This window comes from Sphingomonas bacterium (assembly GCF_903644135.1).
Lineage (GTDB): Bacteria > Pseudomonadota > Alphaproteobacteria > Sphingomonadales > Sphingomonadaceae > Sphingomonas.
This window is the reverse complement of sequence record NZ_CAHJXA010000043.1, coordinates 1-12,706: the sequence shown is the minus strand read 5'-3', so window position 1 is coordinate 12,706 and position 12,706 is coordinate 1. Positions and strand designations below refer to the sequence as shown.

Here is a 12,706-nt window from a genome sequence, read left to right as displayed (position 1 = left end):
GCTGGCCGGACGGTCGGCATCGTCGGCCTGGGCGCGATCGGCGAGGCGGTCGCGCGCCGCGCCCTCGCGCTCGGTGCGCATGTCGTTGCCGTCCGCCGCCGGAGCCTCGCAAGCCCGATCGACGGAGTCGAGCTGCTCGACGACCTCGCCGCGCTGTTCGCCCGGTCGGACGATGTGGTGCTCGCACTGCCGGCGACCGACGCGACCCGCAACATCATCGATGCCGACGTCCTCGCCCATGCGCGGCCGGGGGCGCACGTCGTCAACGTCGCACGCGGGTCGGTGCTCGACCAGGCGGCGCTGATCGCCGCGCTCGATGCCGGCCGGCTCGGCTTCGCGACGCTCGACGTGACCGAGCCGATGCCGCTGCCCGACGGCCACCCGCTCTGGACGCATCCTAAGGTGCTGCTGACGCCCCACCTCGCGTCCAACTACGGCGCCGTTCGCTCAGTGCTGTTCGAGAAGATCGCCGCCAATCTCGACCGCTTCGTGCGCGGCGAGACCCCCGGCGATCTCGTCGACCCCGCCGCCGGCTACTGATCCACCAAAAGGGACCCATCATGAACCAGATCGTCCGATCCAAGGCCTTCAGGCTCGCGCGCGAAGAGGCTTCGCGATCGATCGAGGAGGAGCGACTGCATCGCAAGCAGCGGCTTGCCGCCGGCTACCGCATCTTCGCGCAGCGCGGCTATGACCTCAGCCTCGCCGGCCATATCTCCGCACGCGATCCGGAGCATCACGACCGGTTCTGGGTGGGACCGCTCGGGCCGTGGTTCGGCCACATCAAGGTGTCGAACCTCGTCCTCGTCGACCATAACGGCAACATCCTCCAAGGCGATTACCCGATCAACCAGGCTGGCTTCGCCATCCATTCCGAGCTGCACAAGGCGCGTCCCGACGTGATCGCGGCGGCGCATTCGCACTCGATCTACGGCAAGGCCTGGTCCGCGCTCGGGCGGCTGCTCGATCCGATCAGCCAGGACAGCTGTTTTTTCTACGAGAACCACGCGCTGTTCGAGACGTTCAGCGGCATCGTCCTCGACAGTTCCGAAGGCGAGCGCATCGCCCGCGCGCTCGGCGACAAGCGGGCGGTGATCCTGCAGAACCACGGCATCCTCACCGTCGGCAAGAGCGTCGACAGCGCCGTCGCCTCTTATGTCGTCATGGAGAACACCTGTCAGACGCAGTTGCTCGCGGAGGCCGCCGGCACGATCAAGCCGATCGGCCATGAGGTGGCGCGCTACACCGCCAACCAGATGACCGGTGCCGATCCCGGTGCATTCGGCTTCGGTCCGCTCTACGCGCGCATCGTCGCTGAGCAACCCGACCTGCTCGACTAGCACCGCCTGACACAGGCGGCGCTGCGGGGCGCTGACGCTCGGCCGCCGCCAGACCTTCCCTGGAGATTTGACATGCCGGATACCATCCGGGCGTGGCGGCTGCTTGCGGCCTCCAGCCTGACGCCGCTCGCCCTGTTCGTGGCGACCTCCGCCCAGGCGGAAGACCCCAAGGATACGCCCACGCCGCCCCAAGCGACCGACGCCGCCCCCGGTAGCGGCCTGACCGACATCGTCGTCACCGCGACGCGGCGGGAGTCGAGGCTCCAGTCGACGCCGGTCGCGGTCACCGTGATCGGCGAGGCGTTCCGCGCCAACCAGAACGTCGTCACCACCCGCGATCTCGCCGGACAGATCCCCGGCCTCTACACGCCGCCATCGGGCATCACGCCGCTGACCAACACCTTCTTCATCCGCGGCATCGGCAACAGCGATCCGATCTTCGACCCGACGGTGGGCGTCTATATCGACGACGTCTATCTGCCGCGGGCGATCAACGGCATGTCCGACCTGACCGACGTCGAGCGCGTCGAGGTGCTGCGCGGGCCGCAGGGGACGCTGTTCGGGGCCAACTCGGCGGGCGGCGCGATCCGCTATGTCACGCGCACCCCGACCGACAAACTCGATCTGCGCGCCGACGCGGGCTACGGCAATTACGACACCGTCAACGTCCACGGCTATGCGGCGGGGCCGATCGTGCCGGGGCTGCTGGCCGCCAGCGTCGCCGTCGCGCATGACCAGCATGACGGCTACAGCCGCAACCCGTCGCTCGGCACGGACGTCAACAACCAGAACACCACCGGCGGCCGCATCAAGCTCCTGTTCACGCCGACAACAGCGCTGAAGGTGACATTGTCCGCCGACGGCACGATCGACCATTCGCAGGCGGCGCAATATGTGCCGACCACGTACAACGCCACCAACGCGGCGCTGTCCGGTCTCGGCGGGATCACCGGCGGCACGCTCTACAGCCCGACCTCGCTCGCGCCCTATCAGCCGAACGTCAGCTATGCCGGCCGCTATCCGGTCAACCGCTCGCACGCCGGCGGACTGACGGGGCGGATCGACTATATGCTAGGCGAGCATCTGGCGGTGCATTCGATCACCGCGCTGCGCGGGTTCGACCAGGACCCGGTCGCTTACAACAATGACGGCCAGAACCGGCTGCCCTACGACGCAGCGCAGCCGCGCGCCGTCGACATCTCCGACAATGTCATCACCTACAAGGAGCACAGCTTCACGCAGGAGCTGCAGCTGCAGGGCAATTGGCACCGCTTCGATGTCACCGGCGGGCTTTACTACCTGTTCGAGGATTTCAAGAGCAACCGCATCGGCTACGTCACCGGCCTGCCGGCCACTAACGCGGCGTTGCCGGCAGCGCCCTTCGACCAGATCGCCAAGACGATCACGCGCAACTATTCCGCCTATCTGCAAGCCAATTACCACCTCACGGATCGGCTGACGCTGACCGCGGGCGGGCGCTACATCATCATCCGCCGCCGCTTCGACTTTCAAGGCGTCAACGACGACCTGGACGGCAATCCCATCAACCCGGCGACCTATCCGCAGGTGGTGACCGGCGGCGCGATCCCGTTACTGGGCGTCGCGGTATCGGCGGCGCAGGTGAACTTCACCAACGCCACCGTCCTCAACAGCAAGACCTGGCGCTCGTTCACCCCCAAGGCGGGCCTGTCCTGGCAGGTGACGCCGAGCGCGTTCCTGTTCGCGAGCTACGCCAAGGGTTTCGACGCCGGCGGCTTCAACAACCGCGCGCTGACGCTGTCGACCGCGCTACCCTATGATCCGGAGACGGTGAACACTTATGAAGGCGGCATCAAAACCGACTGGCTCGACCGCCGTTTGCGCGTCAACCTGACCGGATTCTACAACGACTACAGCAACCTGCAGACGGCGGTGACGGCCTATAGCCCGATCTCGGCGACCTATGTCAGCACGCGCGGCAACGCGCCGTCGTCGCATACCGACGGGTTCGAGGTGGAGACATCGGCGCAGCCCGTGCCGGCGCTGTCGCTGGCGTTCAACGTCACCTATCTGAAGACGCGCTACGACGATTATGCCGCGCCGGCCTATGGCACGGTGCCGGCGTACAGCTACACTGGCAAGGTGTTTCCCTTCCAGCCGGAGTGGCAGTATTTCGCCTCGGCCAGCTATCAGCTGCCGCTGGGCCGGCTGGGCAAGGTCACTCTCGGCGGCAGCGTCAACTGGCAGACCTCGTACTTCTCCGACACGCTCAACAACCCGCAATATCGCATCGGCGACAAGCATTTCGTCAACGGCTTCGTCAGCTTCGAGCCCGATGCGCACCTGACCTTCACGCTGACGGCGCGCAACATCGGCAACGCCTTCTACTTCTCCAGCCTGACGCCGGTCGGCGCGGCGCTGCGGGCGGGGCCCTATGCCGGCACGACCTTGGTGCAGGGGCCGCAGAACCCGCCACGTACCGTCTTCTTCAAGGTCGCCTATCGATATTGAGACGTCACTTGTTCGAAAGCAGCGAGGGACGAGCAGCGCGGACGTTTGGGACCACGCGCGTCGCAGCCTTGACCCTGGCGGGTGGAGACGTGCTAACATCATAGCGTCAGGAGCTGACAGCCTGTCGTCGGTCGCTGATAGGCAGGAGGTGCGACCGGTGGCGAAGGGTGAGGAAGACGTGCGCACGCGCCTGCAACGGGCGGCGCTGGAGCTGTTTCGCGAGTGCGGCTATGACCGGACGACGGCCGCAGAGATCGCCGCGCGCGCCGGCGTGACCGAGCGGACCTTCTTCCGCTACTTCCCGGACAAGCGCGAAGTGCTGTTCGATGGCGAGGCCATATTGCGAGCCGCCCTGACGCGCTCGATCGCCGACGCGCCGGCGGGTGAACCGCTGCTCGACATATTGTTTGACGCGTTCCGGTCGGTCCTGCCGGCGCTCGAGGCTAACCGGCCCTTCTCCAAGCCGCGCCAGGACGTCATCGCCGGCACGCCCGCCTTGCAGGAGCGCGAACTGGCCAAGACCGGCGCGTTGAGCGAGGCGTTGAGCGACGCGCTGCAGGCGCGTGGTGCCGCAGCATCGCGTACCAGGCTTGCGGCGCGGATCGGGATGGCCGCCTTCGTGCAGGCGACGATATCCTGGCTCGACGATCCCGAGCCGGGTCTCGACGAGCGCCTCGATCTCGCCTGGCGCGAGTTGAAAGCCCTGTTCGTCGAGAGCGACCGCTCGACGGGGTGATCTTGCGTCCAGTCACGGCACCTCCGCGCCCTGCGCGTCGCGGACCGCGCGGACGATGACATCGGCGGCCAACACATTCTGCGTCGTCAGCCGCCGGTGCGTCCCCTTGGCGAGAACGGCATCCATATAGGCGATGTGCCGCCGGTCGAGATCGAGTGTCGAGCTCTCGACCGGCGCACCGCCGGTACCCTGGACGGTCAGCCAGTAGAGCCGCCGCGGCTCGTCCGGCGCGGTGAACATGGCCTCGAAATAGGTCCGCTCGCGCGCAAGCGTCGACACGGCTTCGCGATGACGGGCGTGGAGGAAACCGATCCACTCGTGAAAGGTGCGTTGCTGTCCCGGCTTCATGTCGAACCGGTGGAGCACGACGTTGACGGGCCGCAGGGTTGCCGCTTCCTCGACAGGCGTCCGCGTCCGTGTCGCTCCGAGCAACTGCATCAGGGCGATACCGGCGACCATGCCGCCGCCAAATCGCCGACGGTCCCTGCTCATGCGTTACCTCCCTGTGACCAGCGTCAGGCCGGATGTACCAGGTCGTCAGTCGGCGGCGGGTTGATCACGAGCAGCAGCCGTTGCGCGCCGGTGCCCGCGATCGGAGGCGACCGGTGGATGATCGGACGGGAGGTCGCGCTGCGGCCCTTGAACAGGCCGACATCGCCGCGATCGAGGCGGCGCGGCACCAATCGATCGAGCACCGCTCCCGCGTCCAGACGGGCCAACTCGTCGCCGCCGAGCCATTCGGTGCCAAGCCCCAGATAGGTCGTGATGAGGCGGATGCTGACATAGTCGGAATGATATTTGTAGCAGGCGTTGCCGACGATGCGCTCCAGCCGGATCTCGACGGTACCGATGGCCATGATATCGGCGAACCGGCGCGCGAGATCGCCGATGTCGTGCGTCAGGGCAGTCAGGCCGTCGCCCTGGATCACACCGCGCGCCGCCGCCTCGATCGCTGCCGGAACCTCGTCGGGGGTCGCGACGATGCGGATGTCCTGCAGGGCGCTGATGTCGAGGCCGGCGATCGCCCGATCCAGCGCGGGGTGGAGGCTGCGCTCCCAGACCGCCAGGTTGATCTCCTCCGAGCGCACCTGGTCCAGCACGTCGGGACGCGGGCCGATGGCGACGTGATCGGCCGACGCGGACGCGTCCCGCCGACACGCCAGCGTCATGCCGCCTCCGCCGCCTGCCCCCAGGCGGGGAACGGATCGGCCAGGTGCTTCCACTTGCCGGGCGCGAACACCTGGTCGCGCACGAGGCAGGCATCGAGCTGCCGGCGGATCTTCGCCTCGTCCATGCCGATGCCGATGAAGACCAGCTCCTGCCGGCGATCGCCCCACAGCTCGTCCCATTTGTTGCCGACATGGCGCTGGAAGGCATCGCCGTCGGGCCAGCGATCCTTCGGCACCGCCGCCCACCAGCGCCCAAGCCCGCTGGAGACGACCTGCGCCCCCGCCTGCGCCAGCTCGCCGACCCAGTCGGGCCGCGTCGCCAGCCAGAAATGACCCTTGGCACGGATCACGCCCGGCCAGTTGCCGGTCGAGAAATGGTAGAATTTGGCGGGGTCGAACGGCCGCCGGGCGCGATAGACGAAGCTCTCGACACCATATTCCTCGCTCTCCGGCCGGTGGCTGGCGAAACCGAACAGCTCCTTGGCCCATAGCGGATGGTTTTCGGCCTCGTCCGGATCGAACAGGCGCGTGTCGAGCAGCTGGTCGAGCGGCACCTCGCCGTAATCGGCCTCGACGATGCGGGCATCGGCGTTGAGCGAGGCGCAGAGCTGGCGGACGACCTTCAGCTGTTCCGGCGGGACGGCATTGGCCTTGTTGATGACGATAACGTCGGCGAACTCGATCTGCTCGACCAGCAACGCGACGAGGCTGCGCGTATCGCCGTCGCCCGTCGTCTCGCCGCGATCGGCGAGGAAGTCCCGGCTCGAATAGTCGCGCATCAGGTTGAGCGCGTCGACGACCGTGACCATCGTGTCGAGCCGGGCGACGTCCGACAGGCTGTCGCCCGCCTCGTCCTCGAACGAGAAGGTCGCGGCGACCGGCAGGGGTTCGGAGATGCCCGTGCTCTCGATCACGAGGTAATCGAACCGGCCCGCCTCGGCGAGCGTGCGCACCTCCTTGAGCAGGTCGTCGCGCAGCGTGCAGCAGATGCATCCGTTGCTCATCTCGACCAGCGTGTCCTCCCCGCGCGTCAGGGCCGCGTCGCCCTCGCGCACCAGATCGGCGTCGATGTTGACCTCGGACATGTCGTTGACGATCACCGCCACCCGCTTGCCCTCGCGATTGGCGAGGATGCGGTTGAGCAAGGTGGTCTTGCCCGCACCCAGAAAGCCGGACAGCACCGTCACCGGCAGACGATCATCGAGCTTGGCTTGCACCAGCGTTTCTCCAAAGATTCGCCGGGTTGATGATACACCATATCATTCAAGTCAAGATCGAACGGAGCAAGCGCGAGCGGAACGTCAGGTCAGCGGCGCGATCCAGCGCAGCCGTCGGTTGCATCATGCCGTCATGCCGCGCGCGCGCCCGGCGCGGCGGCCGGCATCCACGGCGCGAGCCGCGAGCGGCCCAGGTCCTCCGCCTCGGTCCGCTCCGCCACCACCGCGAAGCGGGTGTCGTCGACCAGCACCTCGGGCACCAGCGCGCGGTAGTTGTAGCTCGACGCCATCGTCGCGCCGTATGCGCCGGCCTGACGGATGACGACCAGGTCGCCCTCGCCGACGCCGTCGATGGCACGGCCGCGCGCGAAGGTATCGCTGGTCTCGCACACCGGCCCGACGACGTCGGCGTCGAAGCGCTCACCGCTCGGACAGACCGCCTCGATGTCGTGCCAGGCGTCGTAAAGTGCCGGTCGGGCGAGGTCGTTCATGCCCGCGTCGACGACGACGATCGGGCGTTCGGCACCCGGCTTGACCCACAGGACCTGGGTCAGCAGCACGCCCGCATCGGCGGCGATGAAGCGGCCGGGCTCGACCATCACCGTCACGTCCCAGGCCTGCGCCAGCCGCGCCACCATCGCTCCCCAGGTGGTGACATCCGCCGCCGCTTCGCCGGGCCGATAGGCGACGCCGAGCCCGCCGCCGAGATCGAGGTGGCTGATGCGGTGACCGCGCGCACGCAGCGCCTGCGCCAGCTCGCCGATACGGACATAGGCCGCCTCCAGCCGCGTCAGGTCGGTGATCTGGCTGCCGATATGGACAGCGATGCCCTGCATCGCCAACCCCGGCAGCGCCGCGAGCCGATCGTAGATGCCGACCGCCTCGGCAGTCGGCACGCCGAACTTGGCGTTGGCGGTCCCGGTGGTGATCTTGGCATGAGTGCCGGCGTCGACATCGGGGTTGACGCGCAGCAGCGCCGTCGCGGTCAGTCCGCGCGCCGCCGCCAGCTGGGCCAGCACCTCGCCCTCGCGTTCCAGCTCCAGGTTGACGTGGCCGACGGCGGCGTCGAGCGCCATCGCCAGCTCCCGCGGGCTCTTGCCGGTGCCGGAGAACACCATGTTTGCCGGCGCGATCCCCGCCGCCCGCGCGCGCGTCAGCTCACCGCCAGAGACGATGTCGGCGCCATAGCCCTCGTCGGCCAGCACGCGCAGCACCGCCGGATTGGGGTTGGCCTTGACCGCGAAGAACAGTTCCTTGCGCGGCACGAAGGTCAGCGCCTCGCGCAGCCGCCGCGCGGCGTCACGCAGCGCGGCGGTGGAGTAGACATAGGCGGGTGTCCCCGCCGCCGCGGCGATGGCGGGCAGCGGGACGCCTTCGGCCCGGAGCGAGCCGTTGCGATGCGCGAAGTGCGACATGATTTATCCTCTGGATCGGGTGAGGCGGTCTGCGAGGCGGCGGGCGTGGATCGCCATCGGCAGCTCGCGGTGGCGGCTGCGCTCGACGCGCAGCGCCAGCGGCACGCGGCCGCCCTGCACGACCAGTACCAGCCCGACGATCGCCAGCACGAAGCCGGCCAGCGACCACATCGCCGAGGCACCGTCGCCGATCGCAGCGGACGCACAGCCAGCCGCCATCAGCGACAGGCCGCCGACGCGCCACGGCAGATGCCGGTGAGTCCGCACGCTCATGCCGCGCGCGCCAGGGCGCGTTCGTCCGGGCCGACCGGATCGAACGAGACGAACGGCACGATCGGATCGCGCACGACGACCACGGCGGCACCGGGAAAGCCATGCCGCTCGGCCCTGGCGAAGTGCAGCGCGGCGTCGAACGAGACGAAGCGGCCTTCCAGCCGGCCGCCGCTTTCCTGCGCGAGCCAGTGGCCCGCCCTGTCCTGCCCTACCCTGATGACACTGCGTTGGTCACCGTCCGGATCGTTGGAGATTTGCACGTTGCGTCCCTCGCCGACGTCGCAGCATTGCGACATCGCGCGACCGGCCATCTACGGCTGCCGCCATAGGCTTTCGAGATCGCTTCCTCGCCGGCGCATAGGGATTGCGTGTGTTTCGGCCGTCGCCGGGCTGATCCGCCTCACCGGCAATCTGCTGACGCCCGCCTGGTATATGCTCGCCGCGATGTGGCACTTCTCCGGAAACAAAGCCCCCGATCCTCAAGCGACCGGGTCAGTGGCCGCGCAGCGTAGCATCGGTGCGGCAAGGCGACGGGGTGGCGTCGACATTGCGGCGCAGCGATGCGCCGATCAGCGAGAAGAAGGCGCGGCTGCCCGGCGCGCGGTCGACGTCCCATTCGGGATGCCATTGCACCGCCAGCACGTCGCCGCCGCACGGGGTCGCCGAGAACGCCTCGATCAGCGCGTCGTCGCTCGCCACCGCCTCGACAGCCAGCCCCTCGCCGAGCCGGTCAATCCCCTGCTCGTGGACAGAATTGACGGTCAGGTGCCGGGTTCCAGCGGCGATCGACAGCGCGCCGCCCTCGGTCAGCACCACCTCATGGCGATGGTCGAACAGCGTGTCGTACTCGGCGTCCCACGATCCCGGATGATGCCGCCCGGCGCAGCGCTCGCTCGACAGGGTGCCGCCGAACAGGACGTTGATCTCCTGCAGCCCGCGGCAGATGCCGTAGACCGGCTTGCCGGCCTCGATCATCCGCCCGGCCAACGCCAGCGCCACCTCGTCGCGCTCCTCATCAACCGCGTGCGAGCCGGCGACGCCGCCATAGCGACGCGGCGCGACGTGCGAGCGCGACCCGGTCAGGAGCAGGCCGTCGAGCACCCGCGACACCGCCATGGTGTCGGTAAGGTCGGACAGCGCCGGCACCAGCAGCACCGTCGCGTCGGCAAGGATCGACAGCGGCTCGACGAAGCGGCTCGCGACCACCTGCACCGGCCGCGCCGCCACCTCGTTGCAGCACAGCACGCCGATCACCGGACGCCCCGTCATCGCGCCGCCTCGGGGGGCCGTGTTGGCGCGGAACCGGCCGGCCGATACGCCTGAACGGCTGAGGGATTCATCCGGGCACCTCCTGCCCGGAAGCATACCCGATCAGAACGCCAGGAATTGAAAGAAGATGTTGCTCGGCGCGAAGCTGGGGTGGCGGCGGCGGTCAGACGCCGAACCCGCCCGACACCGACAGCGTCTGGCCGGTGACATAGCCCGCCTGATCGGACGCGAGGAACAAGGCGGCGGCCCCGACGTCCGCCGGCGTGCCCCAGCGCGGCATCGCCAGCAGCTTCTTGGTCTCGCGTTCCCAGGCTTCGTCGAAATAGCCCTCTTCCTGGCCGATCCTGAACTGGCCGGCGTCGATCACTCCGACCAGGATCGAGTTGGCGCGGATCGCGAACCGCCCCTCCTCCTTGGCGATGCCCTTGAGCAGCGACTCGTTGGCCGCCTTGGGCGCGACCGACAGGCCGTCGAGCTTCGGCCACCAGTCATGCCCCGCCGATCCCAGGTGGACGAACGAGCCGCCGCCCCGTTCGCGCAAGTGCGGGATGGTCGCGCGCACGGCGTGGTAGAAGCCGAACACCTCGGTCTCGATCGCGTTGCGGAACTGGTCGTCGCTCCACTCGGCGATCGCGACCTGCGGCACCACCGGCCCCGCCGCCCACAGCACCGTATGGACGCGCCCGTGCGCCGCGATCGCCGCATCGACCACCGTCGCCACCGACGCTGCGTCGCGGACATCGGCCTGGTGGATGCTCGCCTCCACGCCGCTGGCGCGCGCCGCCGCCGCGGCCGTTTCGGCGAGGTCCTGTCTGGACCGGTAGCAGATCGCGACCGCCACCCCTGCCTTGGCGAACTCCGCCGCCACGCCCCGGCCGATGCCGCCGCTGCCGCCGAACACGAGAACGGTGCCTTCAGGGAACTCCAGCTTCATGCTTCCTCCTCTCTCACCGCAACATCAGCCGCTTGTCAGCGTGTCATGATCCTTGCGTTCGTGGTCCGGTTAGCTGCCAAGATACTTGCCGCCACCGTGAGAACCCCGCTCGCCTTCGCGAGTTTACGGTGCATGTCTGCAAAGAAAAGCGAGATCGCCATGGCCGCACGCAAGACCCTTGGCGCGGCGATCGGCACGGCGCTGGCGCTCGGTGCCGTCTCCCATCTGTCGGCCGCGCCGCTGCCGGCTGTTCCGTCGCAGAACGGCACCATCTGCGTCGAGGCCGCCCGGCCCGGCACAGGCGATGATGCCTCGCCGCGCGCCGTGGTGACTGCGGCCGCGGCAGCGCTTGGCGCACGGGGCTTCACGATCCTCAACGACCCGGACCATGCGGCGTACATCGCCGAGGTGACCCTGCGCCAGGAGGAGGTCGGCACCGCGCGGGCCAAGGTCAGGGCAGGAGGGCCATCGGTGGCTGGGGCCGGCCTCAGCCTCCCCTTGCCCTCGGGCAAATACAACCTCGTGCCGCTGATGCGCTCCCAGCTTTACCTCGAGATCAGGAAGCGGGGCGGACCAGCGGTTCTCTGGCACGGCGCGGCGGTGACGGTCCGCTCCGTCGCGGCTCGGGACGGCAGCGAAGAGCAGGTGGCGTCGGCGCTCAGCCTGGCGGCGCTGCAGGACTATCCCAACCAGTCCACGCAGATCGCCAGCGTGCCCTGATCCGCCGTTCGCGACGACGCGTTCGGGTCAGTGCGCCGACAGGCTCGCCTGCCCGGCCCGTCCCGCCGGCGTGAGGAAGCGCGCCAGCGACGCCCAGGGTAGGAGCACGTCGTCGGCGCACGCCTGCGTCACATGCGGCAGCTCGGGCCGGAAGGTCAGGCCCCGCCGGTCGAGGCCGATGTCCCAATATTCCTCGGTGGCGAACGCGTCGCGGCAGTCGGGCTCCAGGTTACCCGCCTCAGCGATGATCAGGCGGCGGAACGCCGGACGCACGGTCGGCGGCAGTTCCGCGCTCGCCTCGCTCCGGTCCACCGCGGCGTCGCTCAGCCAGTCATGCAGCCTCACCGCCGCGCCGGTCGCCCGGTCGAAGGTCATCGGCACCGTGTCGCTATTGGGGTGGGCACCGCCGCACTCGTCGTCCTGGGTCAGCGCCGCGCCCAGCCAGCGCGGCGTGATCAGCGTCGGTGCGAGGGTCGCATCGAGGTCGCCATCGACGCCGTGCGCGTCGAGGCCGCCGGTGATGCAGCCGCGCCAATCCTCCTGCGGACCCGGCACCCGCTGGCGCAGGCCGGCGTTGATCCGCCGGGTGGCGGCGTCGTCGCCGATCAGCGCGAACCCCGCCATGGCGATGCTGGGAAAGGCGGGACCGGCCCCGAACACAAGCGCGCGGTAGCGTACGCCGTCCTTCACCGCGGCGCTGGCCGTGACCGTCAGCGGTCGCCAGCGCGGGCCGTTGAAGGCCTGGCTACCGCACGGCGCATCGTCATCGTCGCTGGCCACCCGCGCCAGCCGGAACGGGAGCGTGCGGCTGCCGTTGCTCCAGGTGCCCGCCAACCGGTCGCGGCCGACCTCGACAAAGGTCCAGCGCGGCACCGGCGGTCCTTTGGATACGGCATAGCCCTCCACCCAGATCCTGCTGGTACCCTGTTGCTCCAGACGGATCGTGCGCAGCCTAGACAGGTAGTAATAGGAGCCGAACGCGTCGCCAGGGCCGATGCGGTCCCCTGCCAGGCACGCGCGTACCGGCAGCGATCCGATCGCACCCTGCCACACGCCCTGCCAGGCCGGCGGCGGCGGGTCGGCCGCGCGGAGCAGCGCAGGCACGCCGATAAGCAGCATGGCGCACAGCGCCGCGAAGCAGCG

14 protein-coding genes are annotated in these 12,706 nt (G+C 69.0%); 5 read left to right on the top strand and 9 right to left on the bottom strand.

The genetic code is table 11. The features are described from left to right. The 4 genes from HUU96_RS04095 to HUU96_RS04080 all read left to right on the top strand — a co-directional run. Window positions 1-540, top strand: a 540-nt coding sequence (locus HUU96_RS04095; protein WP_174291582.1) for an NAD(P)-dependent oxidoreductase, incomplete at its 5' end; no start/stop codon positions are given. A 20-nt stretch (window positions 541-560) separates the two neighbouring features. Next, the gene (locus HUU96_RS04090) at window positions 561-1,340 is read left to right on the top strand and encodes a class II aldolase/adducin family protein (protein WP_174291581.1); all 780 of its coding nucleotides are present in this window, start codon (window positions 561-563) and stop codon (window positions 1,338-1,340) included. 72 nt (window positions 1,341-1,412) lie between these two features. Next, complete coding sequence (locus HUU96_RS04085) at window positions 1,413-3,830, top strand: TonB-dependent receptor (RefSeq protein ID WP_174291580.1); 2,418 nt, start codon at window positions 1,413-1,415, stop codon at window positions 3,828-3,830. Window positions 3,831-3,987: 157 nt separating this feature from the next. Next, window positions 3,988-4,566: a TetR family transcriptional regulator gene (locus tag HUU96_RS04080; RefSeq protein ID WP_254604974.1), complete on the top strand. Its 579-nt coding sequence runs from the start codon at window positions 3,988-3,990 to the stop codon at window positions 4,564-4,566. Window positions 4,567-4,578: 12 nt separating this feature from the next. Here HUU96_RS04080 and HUU96_RS04075 read toward each other — a convergent pair whose 3' ends face one another. The 8 genes from HUU96_RS04075 to HUU96_RS04040 form a co-directional block, all read right to left on the bottom strand. Next, the gene (locus HUU96_RS04075; RefSeq protein ID WP_174291578.1) at window positions 4,579-5,058 is read right to left on the bottom strand and encodes a DUF6176 family protein; all 480 of its coding nucleotides are present in this window, start codon (window positions 5,056-5,058) and stop codon (window positions 4,579-4,581) included. Window positions 5,059-5,081: 23 nt separating this feature from the next. After that, the gene (locus HUU96_RS04070) at window positions 5,082-5,735 is read right to left on the bottom strand and encodes a DUF1826 domain-containing protein (RefSeq protein ID WP_174291577.1); all 654 of its coding nucleotides are present in this window, start codon (window positions 5,733-5,735) and stop codon (window positions 5,082-5,084) included. Further along, the gene (locus HUU96_RS04065; protein ID WP_254604972.1) at window positions 5,732-6,952 is read right to left on the bottom strand and encodes a GTP-binding protein; all 1,221 of its coding nucleotides are present in this window, start codon (window positions 6,950-6,952) and stop codon (window positions 5,732-5,734) included. Before HUU96_RS04065 ends, HUU96_RS04070 begins: the two co-directional genes overlap by 4 nt. A 131-nt stretch (window positions 6,953-7,083) precedes the next feature. Further along, the gene (gene lysA / locus HUU96_RS04060; protein ID WP_174291576.1) at window positions 7,084-8,367 is read right to left on the bottom strand and encodes a diaminopimelate decarboxylase; all 1,284 of its coding nucleotides are present in this window, start codon (window positions 8,365-8,367) and stop codon (window positions 7,084-7,086) included. A gap of 3 nt (window positions 8,368-8,370) precedes the next feature. After that, the gene (locus HUU96_RS04055; protein ID WP_174291575.1) at window positions 8,371-8,640 is read right to left on the bottom strand and encodes a hypothetical protein; all 270 of its coding nucleotides are present in this window, start codon (window positions 8,638-8,640) and stop codon (window positions 8,371-8,373) included. Next, on the bottom strand, window positions 8,637-8,951 hold the full coding sequence (locus HUU96_RS04050; RefSeq protein WP_254604970.1) for a hypothetical protein: 315 nt from the start codon (window positions 8,949-8,951) through the stop codon (window positions 8,637-8,639). The genes HUU96_RS04055 and HUU96_RS04050 overlap by 4 nt, the downstream gene beginning before the upstream one ends. A gap of 181 nt (window positions 8,952-9,132) precedes the next feature. Then, on the bottom strand, window positions 9,133-9,909 hold the full coding sequence (locus HUU96_RS04045) for a gamma-glutamyl-gamma-aminobutyrate hydrolase family protein (protein WP_174291574.1): 777 nt from the start codon (window positions 9,907-9,909) through the stop codon (window positions 9,133-9,135). A gap of 163 nt (window positions 9,910-10,072) precedes the next feature. Then, window positions 10,073-10,843: an SDR family NAD(P)-dependent oxidoreductase gene (locus tag HUU96_RS04040; protein ID WP_174291573.1), complete on the bottom strand. Its 771-nt coding sequence runs from the start codon at window positions 10,841-10,843 to the stop codon at window positions 10,073-10,075. Between the two features lie 45 nt (window positions 10,844-10,888). On the opposite strand from HUU96_RS04040, the gene HUU96_RS04035 reads away from it, so the two are divergent. Then, window positions 10,889-11,563 carry a hypothetical protein gene (locus tag HUU96_RS04035; protein WP_174291572.1) on the top strand — a complete coding sequence of 225 codons (675 nt, stop codon included), beginning with the start codon at window positions 10,889-10,891 and terminating at the stop codon, window positions 11,561-11,563. Between the two features lie 27 nt (window positions 11,564-11,590). On the opposite strand, the gene HUU96_RS04030 is transcribed toward HUU96_RS04035, so the two are convergent. Then, window positions 11,591-12,706: hypothetical protein (locus HUU96_RS04030; RefSeq protein ID WP_217430260.1), on the bottom strand; the 1,116-nt coding region annotated here is incomplete at its 5' end.